We start from the raw sequence: 20516 nt of genomic DNA on the forward strand, positions 1-20516 counted from the left end.
ATGTGTCGGCCACCGCCGCCGCGCTGCAAGCGGCCCAGGCCGAGCTCGACGCGCTGCAGCAGCAGGGCGAACAGCTGGGCGCCGCGCATGCGGCGGCCCAGAACCAGCAGACCAGCCTGCAAGCCCAGTTAACAGCCGCCGAGCAGCGGCTGGACGCCTGGCAACAGCGATGGGAAACACTCTGCACCGCCATGGCCCAGCCCGTCGCCGCATCCGCCTGGCAGCAGCCGCACACATTGGCCGAGGCCCAGCAAGCCAGCGCCGCGCAAGCGGCGCAGTTGCAACAGGCCCTGGCGGCAGCCGAGGCCGCTGAGCAAGCGCTGCAAGCTGCCAAAGATGCCGCGCATGCAGCAGCCCAGACCCTGCAGGACGCTCAGCATGCGCAAGCGCGCCTGCAGCAAGCCCTGCATGACAACAACAGCCTGCAGCAACGCCTGGCGCAGACCGTGCAAGCGCTGCAGGCCCAGGCAGACGCGGCCGAGGCCACCTTGCAATCCAGCCTGGCCCCGCTGGGCCTGGCGATGCCGCCCGCCGATGGCCACGATGCCTGGCTGCAGGCCCGCCAGCAGGAATGGCAGCAGTGGCAGCAGCACAGCGCGCAGCTGCAAACCACGGCCCAGCAACTGGCACTGCAGCAGCAGCAGGCCCAGCAGTGCGCACAAGAGGCCCAGCAATGGCAGCAGCGCCTGGCGCAACTGCCGGCACCGGCACCCGCACAAACCAGTGCTGCGACCATGGCGCTGCCCGCCACCTTGGCGGAATGCGCCGCGTTGCTGGAGGACACCCGCCAACAACTCGCCAGCCTGCAAGGCCAGGCCCAGCAAGCGGGCCAGCAACTGGCCGAGCGGCAGTGGGCCCAGGAGCAGGCCCAGTCTGCGTGGGAGCAGGGCTTGCAGGCCAGCCCCTTTGCCGATGCGCAGGCCTTTGCGCATGCGCTGTTGCCAGCGGACGCGCTGGAGCGGCTCAGCCAGCAGCGTGATGGCTTGCAGTTGGCACTGCAGCGCGCTGGCACGGTGGCCGAGGAGGCAGTGCAGCAGCACCAGCAACTGCAGGCCCAGGCCTTGACGGAGGAGGCACCCGAGGCGCTGAACGCGCAGCTGCAGGCTTTGGAGGACGAGCGCAACCAGACGGCAGAGCGCATGGGCGCGCAGCGCGCGCGCCTGGCCGATGACGACCAGCGCCGCGCGGGGCAGCAGGCCTTGCTGGCGCAGATTGCGGCGCAGGAGCGCGACAGCGCGCTGTGGCAGCGGCTCGATGGCCTGATCGGATCGGCCAAGGGCGACAAGTTCCGCAAGTTTGCCCAGGGCCTGACCCTGGACCATTTGCTGGCCTTGGCCAACGGCCATCTGGCCAGGCTGCATGGCCGCTACCTGCTGCAGCGCAAGACCACTGGCGAGCTGGAGCTCGATATCGTCGACAGCTGGCAAGGCGATGTCGCGCGCGACACCCGCACCTTGTCGGGCGGCGAGGCCTTTTTGGTCAGCCTGGCACTGGCGCTGGCCTTGTCGGACCTGGTCAGCAGCAAGACCTCGATCGACTCGCTGTTCCTCGACGAAGGCTTTGGCACCTTGGACGGCGACACCTTGGAGATCGCGCTGACGGCGCTCGATACGCTAAACGCCAGCGGCAAGATGATCGGCATCATCAGCCATGTGGAGGCGCTCAAGGAGCGCATTCCGGCGCAGATCCGGGTCGAGAAGGGGGCGGGAATCGGGTATTCGCGTTTAGAGCTGCAAGGCTGAAGCGCAGAACCCTTGCTATGCTTTTTACCTTAGGACGCCATGGGGATGCGCCCTGCCCGGCCGCCCTGCAGCGGCCATATCGGCTACCATCCATGCCCTTGCTTGATAGGTACAAGCCATGATCCGGATCGCAGAACTCAAACTCCCCCTCTCGGCGGTGCCTTACCACCCCGACAATTACACCGAATACGCGCCCCAAGAGGCGCTTGCCCAGTTGGCAGCCCAGCGCCTGGGCGTGCAGCCCGCAGCCATTGCCCAGCTGCAGGTGCACAAGCGCAGCTTTGATGCCCGCAAGTCCGAGCTGCTGGCCGTCTACATCGTCGATGTGAGCTTGGCAGATCCCGCGCAGGAAGCGGCCTTGCTCGCGCACTTCGCGGCAGACTCGCATGTGAACCCGACGCCCGACATGTCTTGGCACCCCGTGGGCCAGGCACCGGCTGATATGCAGGATCGCCCGGTGGTGGTGGGCTTTGGGCCCTGCGGCATTTTTGCCGCGCTGGTGCTGGCGCAGATGGGCTTCAAGCCCATCGTGCTGGAGCGCGGCAAGACAGTGCGCCAGCGCACCAAGGACACCTGGGGCCTGTGGCGCAAGCGCCGCTTGACGCCCGAATCGAATGTGCAGTTTGGCGAAGGGGGCGCCGGCACCTTCTCGGACGGCAAGCTCTACAGCCAGATCAAGGACCCGCGCCACCTGGGCCGCAAGGTGATGCAGGAGTTCGTCACCTACGGCGCGCCACCGGAGATCCTGTTCACCGCCCACCCGCATATCGGCACCTTCAAGCTGGTTAAGGTGGTCGAGGGCATCCGCGAGGAGATCGTGCGCCTGGGCGGTGAGATCCGCTTTGAGCAAAAGGTCACTGATGTGCTGGTCGAAGGCGATGCGCGCCAGCTGGTAGGCCTGCAGGTGCTGGACCAGGTCAGTGGCGAGAGCTACACCCTGCCCACGCGCCACGCGGTGATGGCACTGGGCCACAGCTCGCGCGACACCTTTGCGATGTTCTACGAGCGCGGCGTGGCCATGGAGGCCAAGCCCTTCTCGGTGGGCTTTCGCATCGAGCACCCGCAAAGCGTCATCGACCGCGCCCGCTGGGGCAAGGATGCCGGCCACCCGCTCTTGGGCGCGGCCGACTACAAGCTGGTGCACCATGCCAAGAATGGCCGCGCCGTCTACAGCTTTTGCATGTGCCCGGGCGGCACCGTGGTGGCGGCCACCAGTGAGCCCGAGCGCGTGGTGACCAATGGCATGAGCCAGTACTCGCGCGCCGAGCGCAATGCCAATGCCGGCATGGTCTGCGCGATCAGCCCCGAAGACTACCCGCAAGACGCCGAGAGCTTTGCCTGGGCCTTTGGCGGCAAGACCTATGGCGTGGAGGCGCAGGCGCCAGGTGCCTTCCATCCGCTCTCGGGCATCGTGCTGCAGCGCCAGCTGGAGTCCAAGGCCTACTTGCTGGGTGGCCAGAACTACAGCGCCCCCGGCCAGCTGGTGGGCGATTTTGTCGCCGGCACGCCGTCCACGGCCTTTGGCAACGTAGAGCCCTCGTACAAGCCCGGCATCACGCTGGGCGACCTGCACCAGGCCCTGCCCACCTACGCGATCGAGGCCATGCGCGAGGCCCTGCCCGCCTTTGGCAAGAAGATCCGTGGCTATGACATGCGCGATGCGATCCTGACCGGGGTCGAGACCCGCACCTCGTCGCCCGTCAAAATCGGCCGGGGTAGCGATTTTCAGAGCGACAACACGCGCGGCCTGTACCCGGCTGGGGAAGGTGCCAGCTATGCGGGCGGCATTCTGTCGGCGGGGGTCGATGGCATCAAGGTCGGTGAGGCGGTGGCCTGCGCCATTTTGGGGCTGGCCGTGCCTTCGTCGGGCTCGCGCGGCTCGGGCGGCGCTTTGTAAGTCTCGCTGGCATTCCCTCTCGCCATGGTGCGTTGTTGCGCCAGTTGGCGGGATGGGATGCTGCTGACACACGGGCCGAACCCAGCGCTCAGTCGGCAGTCAGGTGACCACCGAGCGCCAAAAATGGACCACTCTCCCGCTTAAAAAAGCCTTAAAAAACGGCCGCTTACACCTTTGAGGCCCAGGCACCACAGCCGCGACCCCAGCGCGGCCAGCCCATCCTAGAATTTTGGCTTGTTCTGATGCTGCTGAAGGTTGCCCATGTCCGGATCGATTTGCCACACCCTTCAACTGCGCCTGGGCGCGGCAGGTTTGAGCGCGGGATTGCTGTGCGCGCTGTCTGGCGCTGCCTGGGCGGCCAGCGTGGACGACCCTGATGGCAGCGACAGCGCGGTGCTGTCCGGCTGGAGCTTTGGTTATTCGCCCTATACCCACCACTACTCCAACGCCAAGAAGGAGCGCGATTTCGAGCCCGATGACGAGCGGCACAAATATGTGTGGCTGATCAATGCCGAGAAAAAGCTCGATGAGCACCAACTGCTCGGCTTTGCCTATTTCAGCAATTCCTTTGGCCAGCCCAGCCAGTATGGCTACTACGGCTGGCAGTTCCAGCCGCTGTCGGGCACGCCGCAGCTGTTTGTCAAGCTGACCGGCGGCGTCATCCACGGCTACAAATACCCGTTTCACCGCAAGATCCCGCTCAACAACAAGAACGGCTGGGGCATCACCGCCATCCCAGCGGTGGGCTGGAACTACAACCAGCACTGGGGCGGTCAGCTCAATGTGCTGGGCAAATCGGCGCTGATGTTTCAGCTGAACTACACGATGCGCTGACTGGCGCAGTTGCCCAAGCCCCGAGCGGGACCCAGGCAGGTAAGGGGATAGAGGGGTCAGGAGACCAAGGGCCAGCCATGCGGCCCCAGCGCTTTAGCGGCGTTCCCAATGCCCGCCACGGGCTTGCCAGCCATGTGGGCTGCGCACCCATTCACGGGGCACCCAGCGGTCTCCACGGTGGGGAGGCGATGCCCAATGGCCCTGGCGCCATACATAGCGGCCACCGTACCAATCCCAAAAGCCGCCAATCCAGATCTGGGTCGCGACCGGCGCCACCGCAACCGGGGCGGGCTCATAACGCAGGGGAGGCGGCGCTTCGCTGGACACGACCACGGCCCCGCTATTGCCATAGGCATAGGGCTCGGCCGGCGCGACAACGCAGCCGGTTACCAAGGTGGCGACCGCCAGGGCGCCGGCACACAAAGCGGCCGAACGCCAAGAAGGAGTATGCGACATGGTGTATCTCCAGTCATTGCAAGAACTCCATTGAAGGCGCGCCAGCTTAACGCCCGGTGAGCGGCGCGTAAATCGGCGGTAAAAGCCGGGGCGCCCTGGCAACACCGCGCCGATCCGCTTGCCCGGCGCCCACAAAAAAGCACTGCCGAGGCAGTGCTTTTTGAGAAGGGCGGCAAGCCGAGGCTTACTGCACCTGGTTGTTTTGCAGTGCAGCCACGCGCTCTTCAATCGGTGGGTGCGAGCTGAACAGCTTGCCCAGGCCACCGGTGATGCCCATGGCCTGCATGCTTTGTGGCAGGGTGCCGGGGTGCATGCCACCGAGGCGGTGCAGTGCATTGATCATCGGCTGCTTGCGGCCCATCAGGCGGGCAGCACCGGCATCGGCGCGGAACTCGCGCTGGCGCGAGAACCAGGCCACGATGATGGCGGCCAGGAAGCCAAAGACGATATCGAGCACGATGGTGGTGATCATGTAGCCAATGCCGGGGCCCGAGTTCTGCTCGTCATTGCGGCGCAGGAAGGAATCCACCGCATAGCCGATAACGCGCGAGAGAAAGACCACAAAGGTGTTCATCACGCCCTGGATCAGCGCCATCGTGACCATGTCGCCATTGGCCACGTGGGCCACCTCGTGGCCGATGACGGCCTCGACCTCTTCGCGGGTCATGCCTTGCAGCAGCCCGGTGGAGACGGCCACCAGGGCCGAGTTCTTGAAGGCGCCCGTCGCAAACGCGTTGGCCTCGCCCTCATAGATACCGACCTCGGGCATCTGGATGCCAGCCTGGTCGGAGAAGCGACGCACGGTCTCGACAATCCAGGCCTCGTCAGCGCTTTGGGGCTGGTTGATGATCTTGACGCCCATACTCATCTTGGCGATGGGCTTGCTCATCAGCAAGGAGATGATGGCGCCGCCAAAACCCATGATGAAGGCAAAGCCGAGCAAAGCCCCGAGGTTCAGGCCATTGGCAGTCAGGTAGCGGTTGACACCGAGCAGGCTGGCAACAATGCCCAGCACCACAACCACGGCGATGTTGGTCGCCAGAAAAAGGAACATTCGTTTCATGGGGTCGATTCTCCAAGGAGGGGAACACAGTGCTCGATAGCTGGGGGCAATGTCTTGCGAATTCAAGACCTTACCTCCACTTTATGGCGACGGCGGGTGCTTATGATATTTGTGGCCGTCGGGCCGAGCGAAATACGTCTGGGTCATCGTAGAAGGAAACATGCTGGTTTTCCTGGCACCATCCCGGAACGCCCAGCACCGGCAAGGGCGTAAAGGGCTTGCCCGCCAGGTGCGCAGCGTCCAGAGAATCGGCGATGACCGCGTCGATATTGTCCACCATCGGCAAGCGCTGCGGCGGGCAAAAAACATGCGCGGTGATTGGTTTTCTGGGGGCCATGAGCTTTTCCAGCAGCGCATGGCCGATGACGATGAGCTGTGCCTGCTGCCACAGCGGCCGCAGCTCGACAAAGAGCCGCTGCCATTGGCGCTGCTGCAGCGCCTGCCACAGCGCATCGGGCGCCAGCAGCACGGCGCCGTTTTCGTCGAACAGGGTCAAGGCATCGCGCAAGGGCCCCCGGCTGGCACTGACACCGCCCGCTTGCGCAATGGCCTGGGCCTGCAAGGCATTGAGCCGCGCCTTGCTGCGCGCAAAGCGCTGCCAGACCAGGCCATTGAGCCCGTCGTGCATATGTTCACGGGTGGGCACGCAGCCGCTGCGGGCGATAAAGCTTTCATAGGCCTCGCCCGCAGGCAGCGCCGACTGCGGCACAAAGCGCCGGCCGCAATCGCCCAGGCGGTTGAGCAGATCGGGCATGGCCAGGCCCTGAGCATCCAGCGCGCGGATCTGCAGGCCCAGCGCCCGGTAGGGCTGCAGCCAGGGCGCCTGCCAGTCCAGCGACGACCAGCCGGGCGCGGGCCGGTCGGGTGCAGTGGCCTCGCGCTTATCCACGCATCAAATGATCAAAACGCTCAGTCGGCCAGCTTCCAGGGCAGCGCTTCGCCCGAGCGCAGCGGCTTCAAGTCCGCCTGGCCAAAGGGGTAGGACTCGGGCGGGGTCCAGGATTCGCGCAGCAAGGTGATGCGGTCGGTATTGCGCGGCAGGCCGTAGAAGTCCGCACCGTGCAGGCTGGCAAAGCCCTCGAGCTTGTCCAGCGCGCCCGCCTTGTCAAAGGCCTCGGCATACATCTCGATGGCGGCATGGGCGCTGTAGCAGCCGGCGCAGCCCGTGGCGTGTTCCTTCAGCTGGGCGGCATGCGGGGCGCTGTCGGTGCCCAGGAAGAACTTGGGGTTGCCGCTGGTGGCGGCCTGCACCAGCGCCAGGCGGTGCTCCTCGCGCTTGAGCACAGGCAGGCAGTAGTAGTGCGGGCGAATGCCACCGGTAAAGATCGCGTTGCGGTTGAACAGCAGATGCTGGGGCGTGATCGTGGCGCCAACAAAGCGGTCAGTCTCGGTCACGTACTGGGCCGCTTCGCGCGTGGTGATGTGCTCGAACACGATTTTCAGCTCGGGGAAATCGCGGCGCAGCGGCACCATGTGCTGGTCGATAAAGGCCGCTTCCCGGTCAAACAGGTCGACCTCGCTGCCGGTCACCTCACCGTGCACCAAGAGCAGCATGCCTTCGCGCTGCATCGCCTCCAGGGTCGGGTAGATCTTGCGGATATCGGTCACGCCATGGTCGCTGTTGGTGGTGGCACCAGCGGGATAGAGCTTGCAGGCCACGACACCGGCTGCCTTGGCGCGCACGATCTCCTCGGGCGCGAGCTTGTCCGTCAGGTACAGGGTCATCAGCGGCTCAAACGTCAAACCCTGGGGGATGGCCGCCACGATGCGCGCCTTGTAGGCCAGCGCCAGCTCAGCGGTCGTGACCGGGGGCTTGAGGTTGGGCATGACGATGGCACGGGCAAATTGCCGCGCGGCATGGGCCACCGTGGTGGCCAGGGCGGCGTCATCGCGCAGGTGGATGTGCCAGTCGTCGGGTCGGATGATGCTGATGGAGGAGGGTGCGGTGCTCATCCCGCCATTGTCGCACCGGTCATGCGGGCGTCATCACAGTCCCCGAGCATTGGACAAAAGTAACTCAATGTTAAGGGTAGGTGCCCATAGAGTACACAGTCTCTATGCGTATCATACGTGACTGTAGGATTTCTTAATCAAGGACTGTGCAACATGTGGCTAAACCATATTTTTCGCGGCGCTGTGCTGCTGTGCCTTGCCAGCAGCAGCCTGGCTCAGACCCCTTTGCCCGACAGCTGGGACAAGATCCGGGAGTCGCAGCGCATCACCGTGGGCTACCGCCCCGACGGCCTGCCTTTTGCCTACGAGATGGGAGAGACCAAGAAACCGGTCGGCTACGCCATCGACATCTGCCAGGCGCTGATCGCCAAGCTGCAGCAGAGCATGGGCCTGGCCAAGCTCGATATCCAGTACCGCGCCATCAACGGCCAGACCCGCTTTACCGACCTGGCCAGCGGCGCCATCGATGTCGATTGCAGCAACACCACCAACACCAAGGACCGGCGCGAGAGCAAGCATGTGTCCTTCAGCCTGCCCTACTACATCGCTGGCGTGCGCATGCTGGTCAAGTCCGACAGCGGCATCAACGATGTCGATGACCTCTCGGGCAAGCGCGTGATCACCACCAAGGGCACCACCTCGCTGCAGGTGCTCGAGCGCCGTGTGGCCGTCAACGGCCTCAAGATCCAGCACAGCGAGTGCCTCACCCATGACGCCTGCTTCAAGGCCGTGCAAGCGGGCACGGCCGATGCCTGGCTGATGGACGATATTCTGCTCGCTGCCCACCGCGCGCAGTCGGACAAGCCCGAGCAGGTCAAGCTGATCGGCAAGCTGATGTCGATCGAGCCGCTGTCGCTGATGATGCGCGACACCGATGTGCGCATGAAGAAGGTGTTCGATGCCGAGATGCGCGTGCTGTCGCAGAACTTCGAGATCACGCGCCTGTACAAAAAGTGGTTCGAGTCGCCGCTGCCGGGCAAGAGCTTTGCACTGAATGTGCCGATGTCCTACCTGCTCACCGACATGCTGCGCTTCCCCAGCGACAAGTTCGACAACTGATGCTTCCGGGGCCGCGTTCTGCGGCCCTAGCCTCCCGACACCGCGCTAACCCACAGCGCGCGTCGTCCAGCCCCAGGGCATCCGCCTGTCCATGGCGGACAAGCCCCCTCCCCTATCCAACCATCCACCCATAAAAAATGGCCGCATCAGCGGCCATGGTCGTGTGCGAGTTGCGCTGCAATCAGTGCTGCAGGATCTTGCCCAGGAAGTCCTTGGTACGGGGCTGGCGCGCATCGGGGTTGCCGAAGAAGTCTTCCTTGGAGCAGTCCTCCAGGATCTTTCCGCCCACGTCCATGAAGATCACGCGGCTGGCAACCTTCTTGGCAAAGCCCATTTCGTGCGTCACGCACATCATGGTCATGCCTTCGTGGGCCAGGCCGATCATCACGTCCAGCACTTCGCCAACCATTTCAGGGTCCAGCGCCGAGGTGGGCTCGTCAAACAGCATCACCGAAGGGTCCATCGACAGCGCACGGGCGATGGCCACGCGCTGCTGCTGGCCGCCCGAGAGCTGGCCTGGGAACTTGTCCTTGTGCGCCATCAGGCCCACGCGGTCGAGCATCTTCAGGCCACGGGCCTTGGCGTCGTCTGCGCTGCGGCCCAGCACCTTGATCTGGGCGATGGTCAGGTTCTCAGTCACCGACAGGTGGGGGAACAGCTCGAAATGCTGGAACACCATGCCCACGGTGCTGCGCAGCTTGGGCAGGTCGGTCTTGGGATCGTGGATGGCCGTGCCATTGACCCAGATCTCGCCCTTCTGGATGGGTTCGAGCGCATTGATTGTCTTGATCAAGGTCGACTTGCCCGAGCCCGAAGGACCGCAGACAACCACCACCTCACCCTTGGAGATGCTGGTGGAGCAGTCGTTGAGCACCTGGAAGCTGCCATACCACTTGGAGACATTCTTCATTTCAATCATTTGGATATCCTTTGTATTGCCGCATCAGCGAATGATGGCGATCTTCTTGTGCAAACGCTTGACGAACCACGACAGCGTAAAGCAGATGATGAAGTACAGCACAGCTGCGGCCAGATAGGCCTCGACCGGACGGCCGAAATTCTTGCCTGCCACCTCAAAGCCCTTGAGCATGTCGTAGGCGCCGATGGCATAGACCAGCGACGTATCCTGGAACAAGATGATGGTCTGCGTCAGCAGAACCGGCAGCATATTGCGGAAAGCCTGGGGCAGCACCACCAGACGCATGTTCTGGCCATAGGTCATGCCGACTGCCTGACCGGCATACACCTGGCCACGCGGAATGGACTGGATACCGGCGCGCATGATCTCGGAGAAGTACGCGGCCTCGAACGCCACGAAGGTGATGACCGCTGACATCTCCGCCCCGATGGGCTTGCCGATCAGCAAAGGCACCAGCAGGAAGAACCACAGAATCACCATCACCAGCGGCACCGAACGCATGCCGTTGACATAGATGGTGGCCGGCACCACCAGGATCTTCTTGCCCGACAGGCGCATCAGCGCCAGCAAGGTGCCAAAGAAGATACCACCCAGGGTTGCGACGATGGTCAGCATCACGCTGAACACCAGACCCTTGATGATGAAGTTCTGGATCAGGTCCCAGTTGTAGAACGAAAAATCAAGATTCAAATTCATCTCAGTGACCTCCGGAGCCGCCAGCGGCGATAAAGCCCGGGATGCGGCTCTTCTTTTCAATGAAGGCCATGATGCGGTTGATCACGAATGCCGAGATCATGTACAGCGCGGTCACCGCCAGGTAGACCTCGATGCCGCGAGAGGTTTCCTCTTGCGCCTGCATCGCGAACAAGGTCAGCTCGGCCACCGACACGGCAAACGCCACGGACGAGTTCTTGAAGATGTTCATCGACTCGCTGGTCAGCGGCGGAATGATGATGCGGTAGGCCATGGGCAGCAGCACATAGCGGTAGTACTGGAAGGTCGTGAAACCCAGCGCCATACCTGCATAACGCTGGCCACGGGGCAGCGCCAAGATACCGGCACGCAGCTGCTCGGCAATACGCGCCGAAGTGAAAAAGCCCAGCGCCAGCACCACCAGCAAGAACCCAGGCACTTGCTTGAGTGCGGGGAAGATGGCGGGCACGACGTGGTACCACAGGAAAATTTGCACCAGCAGCGGGATGTTGCGGAACAGCTCGACCCACGCATTGCCCAGGCGCACCGTCCAGGGCCGGTCAGGCAGGGTACGCAGGGTACCGATGATGGAGCCGACGACCAGGGCGATCACCAGCGCACACAGGGAAACGGAGATAGTCCATCCCCACGCAGACAACAACCAGTCCAGATACGTGACATCGCCGTTTTTACCGAAACAGCCCTGCACGACCTGGCGCTCAATCGTGTCTTCACAAAATACTTGCCAATCCCAATTCATAGGACTACCTCTTTTTTTGTCTTTGTAGCAATGTTTGGTGCCTGGCCGCAACTGACAGAAACCAGTACCAACAAAAACGCCCCCCCAAACCGCAGGCTGGAAGGGCGGTACCTAAATGGTGTGCTTACTTGACTTCGTAGGCTTCCATCGGCTTGTCGTTGGGGTTCGCCCAAGCATCCTTGGTTGCAGCCGACAGAGGCAGACCCACCTTCACGTTGTTAGGAGGGATAGGTTGCATGAACCACTTGTCGTACAGCTTCTCGAGCGAGCCATCCTTGATCTGGCGCACGATGGAGTCGTCCACAGCCTTCTTGAAGGCGGTGTCGTCCTTGCGCAGCATGCAGGCAATCGGCTCGACCGACAGCACTTCGCCGACGACCTTGTAGTCAGCAGGGTTCTTGGACTTGGAGATATTGGCGGCCAGGATGGAGCCGTCCATGACGAAGGCGTCGGCGCGGCCGGACTCCAGCATCAGGAAGCTGTCAGCGTGGTCCTTGCCCATGACTTCCTTGAAGGTCAGGCCGTCAGCGCGCTTGTTCTTGCGCAGGGTCTGCACCGACGTGGTACCGGTCGTGGTCACCAGGGTCTTGCCGTTGAGGTCCTTGATGCCGGTGATGCCGGAGTTGGCCTTCACAGCGATGCGCACTTCTTCCACGTAGGTGGTGAAGGCGAAAGCAGCATCCTTTTGGCGCGCCTGGTTGTTGGTGGTGGAGCCGCATTCCAGATCCACGGTACCGTTTTGCACCAGAGGCACGCGGTTTTGCGAGGTCACGGGCTGGTACTTGATCTCCAGCTTGGCCAGGCCCAGCTGCTTTTGCAGATCGCTCACCACGTTCTCAGCCATTTCGGTGTGGAAGCCAACATACTTGCCGTTACCCAGCGTGTAGCCCAGGCCCGAAGACTCGCGCACACCCAAGGTGATGCTGCCAGACGACTTGATCTTGGCCAGCGTATCGCCCGCTTGCGCAAACGCGCTACCTGCAGCAACCGCTGCGACCGCAAAAGCCAGCAAATGTTTCTTCATCATCAGACCTCCAGATAAATCAATTAAGTGGTCGACTATGGGCCTCAACAGACGCCAAAGCGACAACTGACACGCTACGTATTGTGCAGTCCGTCCAGATAATGCCAGCAGACTGAGCAATGCAATTATCCGGAAAATTACCAATGAATTGCTAACAATTCATAGCCTTTTTCGAACAAATCGCGTACATCTAACCAACTGCAACACGAGCAATCCGCAAGCATTGCACAGAAAATTTAAGCCGCATATTAGAAATTACCCTGCAAATCCAACACATCTATATTCTTATAGATGTCATGAATTATGTGCAGTGTTGCGCGAGACAAGGTAGTCCCACAGCGCCTGGGCGCCGGTCTTGACGGCATCGCTGGACTGGGGCTTTTCGCGGTAGGCGCGCACATCCATTGCCACTTCCCACTGGGCCGAGCTCGGGTAGTCGGCACGCACCAGCTTCTTGGCCTTGAGCTCCTTTTTGGCAGCGCTTTGCGGCAAAAAGGCCAGGCCATGTCCTTCCATCGCCATGGCCTTGAGCCCTTCGGCCATGTCGGTCTCGTAGACGCGGTCCAGATACGCGGGCTCGGGCGCCTGCTTGAGGGCCAGGTCCGTGACGCGGCTGAGGTAGGCCCCGGGCGCATAGCCCAGGAACGGCAGCGGCACGTCCGCCGCGCCGGGCAGCAGGAACAGCGGCAGGCCATCGAGCCCGGGCTTGCAATAGGGCGCCATCACCTCGCGGCCCAGGCTCACCATTTCATAGCGCTGCGGGTCCAGCTGGATGGGCTGGGATTCATGGTGGTAGGCAATCAGCAGGTCGCAGCCGCCTTCGACCAGGCGCATCACCGCATCGTGCACATTGAGCGCGATCAAGCGGCTCTTGAACAGGCCAAAGTCATTGCGCAGGCCCGACACCCAGGTGGGGAAGAAGGTAAAAGCCAGCGTATGGGGAACGGCAAAATCAATGATGTCCTTGCCCGAGGACGAGTGCACCCGCAGCATCGCGCGCGTGCTCTGCACCGCCTGCAGGATCTCGATGGCCTGGTTGTACAGCGTCTTGCCCGCGGGTGTGAGCCGCGTCGGGTAGGAGCTGCGGTCCACCAGATCGGCTCCCGCCCAGGACTCCAGCGCCTGAATCCGCCGAGAGAATGCCGGCTGGGTGACATGGCGCAACTGCGCCGACCGGCTGAAACTACGCGTCTCCGCCAGACTCACAAAATCTTCAAGCCACTTGGTTTCCATCCGCGCATTATCCACACGCCAATGGCAGTCCGCTGCAAGTGGGTAGGCCCGATGCCGAGCCGGCGCCCGCAACGCAGGCGACTGCAGCGCTCCATCCCCGGGAAATGGATGGCTTGCAAGCCCTCCGATCAAGGCCATAATCGGGCCCCACTGGCCTACCCGCCAGGCGCGGCGCTGCCGCAGATACCAATCTATCCGATACCGATGGTCCGCCCACAAGGCGGTTTGTGTTTTCCGCATTCACCCTTGGCTCTGCCGAGCCCTCTCGCGACCGGTTGTTATGGCATCACCCTCCCCTCATTCCTCGGGCGGCAGCAGCGCTGACGCCTCCACCACGCTCCCCAGCGAGCCCGCCCCAGCCAAAGGGCTGTGGCTGGAAGACTGGCTCACGGTCCTCATCATGGCGCTGCTGGCGCTCATCACCTTTGGCAACGTCATCGTGCGCTATTTCACCGATGGCTCCTTTGCCTGGACCGAGGAGATCTCGGTGTTCCTGATGATCTTGCTGGCCATGGTGGCCGGGTCGGCCGCGGTGGCGCGCAACCTGCATATCCGCATCGAGTACTTTGCCGAGCGCGGCGACGCGCGCCGGCGCAAGGCCTTTGCCCGTTTTGGCGCCTTGACGGTGGCGCTGCTGTTTGCGCTGATCTGCGTGCTCAGCATCCGCGTGGTGGTTGATGACTACCGCTATGAGGAGACCTCGCCCGGCATTGGCGTGCCCCAGTGGTGGTACTCCATCTGGCTGCCGGTGTTCTCGGCGTTGATCACCTTGCGCGCGCTGGGCCTGTTCCTGCGCCAGGGCCGGGCCAGCTTTGCCCATGTCTACTCCGAAGGCAGCGATGCCGCCGCCAAGGAGCGCGCATGATTGCCACCCTGCTCTTTATCGGCTTTATCGCGCTGATGCTGCTGGGCGTGCCCATTGGCGCCGCGCTGGGCCTGGCCGGCGCCGTGGCCATTGCGCTGGCCAATGCCGATGCGCAGTGGTTTGGCCTGCTGGCCATTCCGCAGAACTTCTATGCCGGCCTGGGCAAGTACCCGCTGCTGGCCATTCCGATGTTCGTGCTGGTGGGCTCGATCTTCGACCGCTCCGGCGTGGCGCTGCGGCTGGTCAACTTTGCCATTGCCATCGTCGGGCGCGGCCCGGGCATGCTGCCGCTGGTGGCCATTGCCGTGGCCATGTTCCTGGGCGGCATCTCGGGCTCGGGCCCCGCCAATGCGGCAGCCGTGGGCGGCGTGATGATTGCCGCGATGAGCCGCGCCGGCTACCCCGGCAGCTTCTCGGCCAGCGTGGTCGGGGCCGCTGCTGCCACCGATATCCTGATCCCGCCGTCGGTGGCCTTCATCATCTACTCGGTGCTGGTGCCCGGTGCCTCGGTGCCGGCGCTGTTCGCCGCGGGCATGATCCCGGGCATTCTGGCGGGCCTGGCGCTGATCGTGCCGGCAGTCTGGATGTCGCGCAAGCACAAGATGGGCGCGCTGGAAGCGAGCCTGCCCCGCCCCGAATTTTGGAAGAGCCTGCGCGAAGCAGCCTGGGGCCTGGCCGCGCCAGTGCTGATCCTGGGCGGCATGCGCATGGGCTGGTTCACGCCGACCGAAGCGGCCGTGGTCGCGGTGTTCTACGGCCTGTTTGTCGGCATGGTCGTGCACCGCACCATCGGTGTGCGCGATCTGTTTCCAATCCTGCGCGAGGCCGGTGAGCTCTCGGCCGTGATCCTGATCGTCGTGTCGCTCGCGGGCATCTTCGCGTTCTCGCTGTCGACCCTGGGCGTGATCGACCCGATCACCAACGCCATCGTCAACTCGGGCCTGGGCGAATGGGGCGTGATGGCCTTGCTGATCCTGATGCTGATCACCGTGGGCATGTTCCTCGACGGCATCTCCATCTTCCTGATCTTTGTGCCGCTGTTGATGCCCATCATGCAGCACTACCACTGGGACCCGGTCTGGTTTGGCGTGATCCTGACTCTGAAGGTGGCGCTGGGCCAGTTCACCCCGCCGCTGGCGGTGAACCTGATGGTCAGCTGCCGCATTGCCGGCGTGCGCATGGAATCGACCGTGCGCTGGGTCGGCTGGATGCTGTTTGCGATGTTCTGCGTGATGGTGCTGGTCATTGCCTTCCCGCAACTCGCACTGTGGCTGCCCGCCAAGCTCGGCTACTGATTGGAGCCCGGGCCGGATACAGGCGCACAGCCCTGCACCCGGCTCCAGGATTTGCAAAGATTTCCCCTTGAACCACCCGGAGACAACACCATGAAAACCCGTCAATTCCTTGCCACCGCCTTGGCTGCTGCTGCGGCGCTGAGCTTTGCCGCGCCCGCCGTGCAGGCGCAGAGCAACTACAAAAGCGAGTACCGCATGTCGCTGGTGCTGGGCACGGCCTTCCCCTGGGGCAAGGGCGGCGAAATCTGGGCCAACAAGGTGCGCGAGCGCACGCAGGGCCGCATCAACATCAAGCTCTACCCAGGGGTGTCGCTGGTGCAGGGCGACCAGACGCGCGAGTTCTCGGCGCTGCGCCAGGGCGTGATCGACATGGCCGTTGGCTCCACCTTGAACTGGTCGCCCCAAATCAAGGAGCTGAACCTGTTTGCGCTGCCGTTTCTGATGCCCGACTATGCTGCAGCCGATGCGCTGACCCAGGGCGAGCCGGGCAAGCGCCTGTTTGCCCGTCTGGAAAAGGCTGGCGTCGTGCCGCTGGCCTGGGGGGAGAACGGCTACCGCGAAATCTCCAACTCCAAACACGCGATCAAGACCCCTGCCGACATGAAGGGCCTCAAGATCCGCGTGGTCGGCTCGCCGCTGTTTGTCGACACCTTCAGCGCACTGGGCGCCAACCCCACGCAGATGAGCTGGGCCGATGCCCAGCCGGCGATGGCCAGCGGCGCGGTCGACGGCCAGGAGAACCCGGTGGCCGTCTACCAGGCGGCCAAGCTCAACACCGTGGGCCAGAAGTACCTGACCCTCTGGGGCTACATCAATGACCCGCTGATCTTTGTCGTGAACAAAGACATCTGGGCGAGCTGGAGCAAGGCCGACCAGGACATCGTGCGCCAGGCCGCCATCGAAGCCGGCCAGGAAGAGATCGCCATCGCCCGCAAAGGCATGATCGAGGCGGACAAGCCCCTGGTCAAAGAGCTGAGCGCCAATGGCGTTACCGTCACTGAGCTCAGCGCTGCCGAGCGCGAGGCTTTTGTGAAGGCCACCCGCCCGGTCTATGACAAGTGGAAGCAGCAAGTGGGCGCCGACCTGGTGACTGCTGCCGAGAAGGCGATTGCTGCCCGCAAGCAGTAAGAACTGCCCCCTCCAAACGCAAAACCACCGGCGTTGCGCCGGTGGTTTTTTTGTGGGCGCTGCGACAGAGCACCCCTGCGCACTGGCGCTAACGCCGCTGTGTTTATTCGATCTTGAAGCCCGTCGTCTTGACCACCTGCTTCCAGCGGTCGGTCTCGGCCTGGATCTCCTGCGCAAAGCTCTCGGGGCTGGTCTTTACCGGGATGTAGTCGTACTGCTTGAGCTTGGCCAGCACATCGGGCATCTGCATGACCTTGTCGATGTTCTGCGACAGGGCGGCGACGATCTCCTTGGGCGTGCCCTTGGGCGCGAGCAGACCGGCCCAGGAGCTGAACTCCATGTCCTTGACACCCAGCTCGACCAAGGTCGGCACATCGGGGAAGGACGCGGCGCGCTGGGGCAGCACGACGGCCAGCGCCTTGACCTTGCCGGCCTTGATCATCTCGACGGCGGCAAAGGAGTCGAACGAGAAATCCACCTCGCCAGACACGACGGCCTGCATCTGCGGGCTGGTGCCCTTGTACTGCGCATTGATGATCTGCGGCGCCTTGATCACCTGCTTGAACTGCTCGGTGATCAGGTTGATGATGGCGCTGCCCGACGAGGCCGTCAGCGGCTTGTCCTTGTTTTGCGCCAGCGCAATCAGCTCTTGCAGCGTGTTGGCGGGCAAATCCTTGCGGGCAATGATGATGAAGCCCACCGAGCAGACCTTGGCCACCGGCGCAAAGCTGGCGGCCGCCTCATAGGGCGCCTTGTAGATCACCGGGCTCAGCGTCTGGGCGCCGGCGGTATTGAACAGCAAGGTGTAGCCATCGGCCTGGGCACGGGCCACTTCACCTGTGCCGATCATGCCATTGGCGCCGCCCCGGTTGTCGATGACAAAGGAGGCCTTCATCAGCTCGCCCATCTTTTGCATCACCAGCCGGGCCACCACATCGGTGGTACCGCCTGCGGCAAACGGCACGATCACGCGCACGGGTTTGTGGGGGTAGGCCGCTTGCGCCTGGGCCCACTGGGGCACGCTGGCGGCGCCCGCAGCGGCGGCAAGGGTGGTGAGGAAATGGCGGCGCGCAATCGTGTCCATGCAATGTCTCCTGTGTCTGTCCCATTGTTGTCGGCCCATTGTGGGCAGCACGGCGCGGGCTGTCTAATACTTGCCAGCAATGCCACCATTCGCAGGCGCTATCGCGGCATGGTTGCACAGCGTGGGCGGGCTGCCGCCCGGCAGGGGCTGCCGTCTGTCTCCCAGGCGTCTTGGCCAGGGCCTGCGCAGGCCTTGCCACGGCGCCAGCAACTGGCGGCCTGACGAGCCGGCCATCCGCTCCAATATCAGCACTGCAACGGAGCTAACGCATAAGCACAGTAAGAACCTGTTCAAAGTCTCTACGCAGCCGCGTTGGAGTGCAATCGGGATGAGTTCGAAGGGATGGAACGCAGCTTGCACCGGGGTGCAAGCAAGGGCCAGCGCGCAGAAATCGCCCGATTTCACTCCAACCCACAGGGACAGTGGCTTTGCGGCCGCCCGGGCAGGGGCGGTCTGCGTTGTTGCCAATCCTCGCAATAGCTGGGCTATTGCTGCGGTATGGCGCCTAGCATCCCATCCCGCAAAGACACTGTCGCGGCGCGAGGAGACTTTGAACAGGTTCTAAGGCATCACCGCCCCCTGGGTGGCGCCCACCTGGCCGCTCATGCCCAAGGCGCTCTTGGTAGATTCTTGCAATAGTTTTTTTCTACTTTATCTCAAACAAACATAGCCAATTTATACCCCCGGTAAATACCCTAATCTAGGGTTAACACCAGGGTTAGCTGTCACATATTTGTAAAAGTTCCAAGCTAATTCACATTGATTTCGGAACAATCAGTTTGATTTTTAGCTATTTATCGAAGATAGGTACCAATATAAACTTCATTCCATCGTTAAACAAAAGCGGTATCGCCAGCAAGTCAGCTGGCAGACACCGCAAAAAACGACGCGAGTCGACCACCAGGCCGAACGCAATTCCAAAGGAAAGAAAAATGAACGCACGTATTTTCGCTATCGCCGCAACCCTGGCCCTGGGTGCTTCCGTTGCCCAAGCCAATCCTTTTGAAGGCGACCAGGCCATCACCCCCCAAGCGGCTGCCACCAGCGCCGTGAGCCGCGCCGATGTGCAAGCCCAGCTGGCTGAAGCCCGCAAGACAAACACGATGATTGCCCAAGGCAACCAGTCGACCCTGAACGCCTACGAACTGGGCAAGGGCCAACTGAGCCGCGCCGAAGTGACCCAGGCTGCCCACCAAGCGCTGGCCAACGGCTCGATCCTGGAAGGCGAATAAGCTTTCCCCCCCTGCCGGCAACCACGAAGCCGGCATGGCATCCACGGGACGGCGCACACACTCCCCGCCCCTTGGGAACAGGCCACTGCGATGCAGTGGCCTTTTTTGCATCTGTGCGCAGATCGCTTTCCTCTGCGGAGTGGCTGGCCACCGCCAGCAGGGATGCGGCGCAGGTTCTATGATGCGGGAACCTCTCCACGTATCTGTCCTCTCACCGCCAGACATACAGGTACCACGCGATATGCCCCATGCTTTCCTGCGCCGCTCGATAGGAGCGCTTTTTTTTACTCTGCTGGCCCTGGTGCTGGGCGGCACTGCGCTGCATGCCCAGGCCCAGATCAAGCTCCAGATCGGCAGCGGCGCCAGCGCCCCTGTGATGGACACGGCCTCCAGCGCCTCCTCCAGTCCCGCCTCCAGCAATGTGGTGACCACGCCGCGTGTGCGCGCCGAGCTGGTGGCACTGGCGCCGCAGGGCATCGAGCCGGGCAAAAGCATTGAACTGGGCCTGCTGCTGGACCACCAGCCCGACTGGCATACCTACTGGACCAACCCCGGCGACTCGGGCCTGCCCACCCAGCTGCAGTGGCAGTTGCCACCCGGCTGGGATGCTGGCGAGATCGCCTGGCCCACGCCCCACCCGATTCGGGTCGGCACCCTCGTCAACTACGGCTATGAAGGCCAGGTGCTGCTGCCCGTCACCGTGCAGATCCCCAGCCATTTCTCAGCCGATGCGCGCGATGTGACCGTGCGCCTGCACGCCAACTGGCTGATCTGCCGCGTCGAGTGCATTCCGGAAGAAGGCCAGTTCAGCCTGACCATCCCGACCAAGAGCAGCACCGCGCTGCTGGCGGACAGCTTTGCCAAAGCCCATGCCCAGGCGCCAGTCGCACTGCAAGGCAGCAGCCAGGCAACGGTCGATGGCGAGACGCTGCAGTTGCGCGTCTCCGGTCTGCCCACTGCACTCCAAGGCCAGAGCCTGCAGGTACTCAGCGAGAGCCCCGACACCTTGCACCATGCGATGCAGGACGGCCGGGACTTCCACCAGCAATGGCAGGGCGCGGACTGGACGGCCGTGGTGCCGCTGTCGGCCAACCGGGGCCAGACACCGCAAGACATTCCGCTGGTGCTGACCACCGACCAGCACCGCGCCGTCGATGGCGCCATCGGCTGGCGCACCGTGGCGCCCCTCAGTGGCCAATGGCAGGCCGCTGCCGTGGCCCAGGTCTCACCCGAGCTGGCCGCTGCGCTGGCCAAAAATGCCCAGGCGGCCGCCCCCGCC

19 protein-coding genes are annotated in these 20516 nt (G+C 63.2%); 9 read left to right on the top strand and 10 right to left on the bottom strand.

Annotation, left to right across the window (positions count from 1 at the left end; genetic code table 11):
• From H928_RS27340 to H928_RS0111565, 3 genes are all read left to right on the top strand, one after another.
• The coding region (locus tag H928_RS27340) for an SbcC/MukB-like Walker B domain-containing protein (protein ID WP_306729941.1) at positions 1-1742 on the top strand (1742 nt) is incomplete at its 5' end.
• Between the two features lie 118 nt (positions 1743-1860).
• On the top strand, positions 1861-3639 hold the full coding sequence (locus H928_RS0111560) for an NAD(P)/FAD-dependent oxidoreductase (RefSeq protein ID WP_021026649.1): 1779 nt from the start codon (positions 1861-1863) through the stop codon (positions 3637-3639).
• Between the two features lie 261 nt (positions 3640-3900).
• Complete coding sequence (locus H928_RS0111565) at positions 3901-4473, top strand: hypothetical protein (protein WP_021026650.1); 573 nt, start codon at positions 3901-3903, stop codon at positions 4471-4473.
• A gap of 93 nt (positions 4474-4566) precedes the next feature.
• Here H928_RS0111565 and H928_RS0111570 read toward each other — a convergent pair whose 3' ends face one another.
• From H928_RS0111570 to pyrC, 4 genes are all read right to left on the bottom strand, one after another.
• Positions 4567-4929: a YXWGXW repeat-containing protein gene (locus tag H928_RS0111570; protein WP_027010847.1), complete on the bottom strand. Its 363-nt coding sequence runs from the start codon at positions 4927-4929 to the stop codon at positions 4567-4569.
• Between the two features lie 184 nt (positions 4930-5113).
• Positions 5114-5992: a protease HtpX gene (htpX, locus tag H928_RS0111575; RefSeq protein WP_021026652.1), complete on the bottom strand. Its 879-nt coding sequence runs from the start codon at positions 5990-5992 to the stop codon at positions 5114-5116.
• Positions 5993-6092: 100 nt separating this feature from the next.
• The gene (locus tag H928_RS0111580; RefSeq protein WP_021026653.1) at positions 6093-6881 is read right to left on the bottom strand and encodes a DUF3025 domain-containing protein; all 789 of its coding nucleotides are present in this window, start codon (positions 6879-6881) and stop codon (positions 6093-6095) included.
• A 20-nt stretch (positions 6882-6901) separates the two neighbouring features.
• Complete coding sequence (gene pyrC, locus H928_RS0111585; protein WP_021026654.1) at positions 6902-7945, bottom strand: dihydroorotase; 1044 nt, start codon at positions 7943-7945, stop codon at positions 6902-6904.
• Between the two features lie 153 nt (positions 7946-8098).
• On the opposite strand from pyrC, the gene H928_RS27345 reads away from it, so the two are divergent.
• Positions 8099-9004, top strand: a complete 906-nt coding sequence (locus H928_RS27345) for an amino acid ABC transporter substrate-binding protein (protein WP_021026655.1) — start codon at positions 8099-8101, stop codon at positions 9002-9004.
• Between the two features lie 181 nt (positions 9005-9185).
• Here the strand turns inward: H928_RS27345 and H928_RS0111595 are convergent, their stop codons facing one another.
• From H928_RS0111595 to H928_RS0111615, 5 genes are all read right to left on the bottom strand, one after another.
• The gene (locus H928_RS0111595; RefSeq protein WP_021026656.1) at positions 9186-9923 is read right to left on the bottom strand and encodes an amino acid ABC transporter ATP-binding protein; all 738 of its coding nucleotides are present in this window, start codon (positions 9921-9923) and stop codon (positions 9186-9188) included.
• Positions 9924-9947: 24 nt separating this feature from the next.
• Entirely contained in the window at positions 9948-10619 is a 672-nt protein-coding gene (locus tag H928_RS0111600; protein WP_021026657.1) for an amino acid ABC transporter permease, read from the bottom strand.
• Between the two features lies 1 nt (position 10620).
• Positions 10621-11376, bottom strand: a complete 756-nt coding sequence (locus H928_RS0111605; RefSeq protein WP_021026658.1) for an amino acid ABC transporter permease — start codon at positions 11374-11376, stop codon at positions 10621-10623.
• A 124-nt stretch (positions 11377-11500) separates the two neighbouring features.
• A complete protein-coding gene (locus H928_RS0111610; RefSeq protein WP_027010849.1) occupies positions 11501-12400 on the bottom strand; it encodes an amino acid ABC transporter substrate-binding protein in 900 nt (299 codons plus the stop codon).
• Positions 12401-12694: 294 nt separating this feature from the next.
• The gene (locus H928_RS0111615) at positions 12695-13633 is read right to left on the bottom strand and encodes a LysR substrate-binding domain-containing protein (protein ID WP_021026660.1); all 939 of its coding nucleotides are present in this window, start codon (positions 13631-13633) and stop codon (positions 12695-12697) included.
• Positions 13634-13913: 280 nt separating this feature from the next.
• On the opposite strand from H928_RS0111615, the gene H928_RS0111620 reads away from it, so the two are divergent.
• The 3 genes from H928_RS0111620 (at position 13914) to H928_RS0111630 (ending at position 16921) form a co-directional block, all read left to right on the top strand.
• On the top strand, positions 13914-14498 hold the full coding sequence (locus tag H928_RS0111620; RefSeq protein ID WP_021026661.1) for a TRAP transporter small permease: 585 nt from the start codon (positions 13914-13916) through the stop codon (positions 14496-14498).
• Positions 14495-15793, top strand: coding sequence for a TRAP transporter large permease (locus tag H928_RS0111625; RefSeq protein ID WP_021026662.1), 1299 nt, complete (start codon positions 14495-14497; stop codon positions 15791-15793). The genes H928_RS0111620 and H928_RS0111625 overlap by 4 nt, the downstream gene beginning before the upstream one ends.
• A gap of 90 nt (positions 15794-15883) precedes the next feature.
• Positions 15884-16921 (top strand): DctP family TRAP transporter solute-binding subunit, encoded by a 1038-nt coding sequence (locus H928_RS0111630; RefSeq protein ID WP_021026663.1) that lies wholly within the window; start codon positions 15884-15886, stop codon positions 16919-16921.
• A gap of 103 nt (positions 16922-17024) precedes the next feature.
• Here the strand turns inward: H928_RS0111630 and H928_RS0111635 are convergent, their stop codons facing one another.
• Complete coding sequence (locus H928_RS0111635; RefSeq protein ID WP_021026664.1) at positions 17025-18005, bottom strand: tripartite tricarboxylate transporter substrate binding protein; 981 nt, start codon at positions 18003-18005, stop codon at positions 17025-17027.
• Positions 18006-18937: 932 nt separating this feature from the next.
• Between H928_RS0111635 and H928_RS0111640 the strand changes: the two genes are divergently transcribed.
• Positions 18938-19237: a hypothetical protein gene (locus H928_RS0111640; protein ID WP_021026665.1), complete on the top strand. Its 300-nt coding sequence runs from the start codon at positions 18938-18940 to the stop codon at positions 19235-19237.
• A gap of 241 nt (positions 19238-19478) precedes the next feature.
• The coding region (locus H928_RS0111645) for a protein-disulfide reductase DsbD domain-containing protein (RefSeq protein WP_021026666.1) at positions 19479-20516 on the top strand (1038 nt) is incomplete at its 3' end.

The organism is Comamonas sp. B-9, from assembly GCF_000410635.1.
Taxonomy (GTDB): Bacteria; Pseudomonadota; Gammaproteobacteria; order Burkholderiales; family Burkholderiaceae_C; genus Comamonas.

Bases quoted from the DNA above. Each gene is read 5' to 3' on its own strand.
- H928_RS0111560 (WP_021026649.1), top strand. From the start codon at position 1,861: ATGATCCGGATCGCAGAACTCAAACTCCCCCTCTCGGCGGTGCCTTAC.
- H928_RS0111565 (WP_021026650.1), top strand. From the start codon at position 3,901: ATGTCCGGATCGATTTGCCACACCCTTCAACTGCGCCTGGGCGCGGCA.
- H928_RS0111570 (WP_027010847.1), bottom strand. From the start codon at position 4,929: ATGTCGCATACTCCTTCTTGGCGTTCGGCCGCTTTGTGTGCCGGCGCC.
- htpX (WP_021026652.1), bottom strand. From the start codon at position 5,992: ATGAAACGAATGTTCCTTTTTCTGGCGACCAACATCGCCGTGGTTGTG.
- pyrC (WP_021026654.1), bottom strand. From the start codon at position 7,945: ATGAGCACCGCACCCTCCTCCATCAGCATCATCCGACCCGACGACTGG.
- H928_RS27345 (WP_021026655.1), top strand. From the start codon at position 8,099: ATGTGGCTAAACCATATTTTTCGCGGCGCTGTGCTGCTGTGCCTTGCC.
- H928_RS0111595 (WP_021026656.1), bottom strand. From the start codon at position 9,923: ATGATTGAAATGAAGAATGTCTCCAAGTGGTATGGCAGCTTCCAGGTG.
- H928_RS0111600 (WP_021026657.1), bottom strand. From the start codon at position 10,619: ATGAATTTGAATCTTGATTTTTCGTTCTACAACTGGGACCTGATCCAG.
- H928_RS0111605 (WP_021026658.1), bottom strand. From the start codon at position 11,376: ATGAATTGGGATTGGCAAGTATTTTGTGAAGACACGATTGAGCGCCAG.
- H928_RS0111610 (WP_027010849.1), bottom strand. From the start codon at position 12,400: ATGAAGAAACATTTGCTGGCTTTTGCGGTCGCAGCGGTTGCTGCAGGT.
- H928_RS0111615 (WP_021026660.1), bottom strand. From the start codon at position 13,633: ATGGAAACCAAGTGGCTTGAAGATTTTGTGAGTCTGGCGGAGACGCGT.
- H928_RS0111620 (WP_021026661.1), top strand. From the start codon at position 13,914: ATGGCATCACCCTCCCCTCATTCCTCGGGCGGCAGCAGCGCTGACGCC.
- H928_RS0111625 (WP_021026662.1), top strand. From the start codon at position 14,495: ATGATTGCCACCCTGCTCTTTATCGGCTTTATCGCGCTGATGCTGCTG.
- H928_RS0111630 (WP_021026663.1), top strand. From the start codon at position 15,884: ATGAAAACCCGTCAATTCCTTGCCACCGCCTTGGCTGCTGCTGCGGCG.
- H928_RS0111635 (WP_021026664.1), bottom strand. From the start codon at position 18,005: ATGGACACGATTGCGCGCCGCCATTTCCTCACCACCCTTGCCGCCGCT.
- H928_RS0111640 (WP_021026665.1), top strand. From the start codon at position 18,938: ATGAACGCACGTATTTTCGCTATCGCCGCAACCCTGGCCCTGGGTGCT.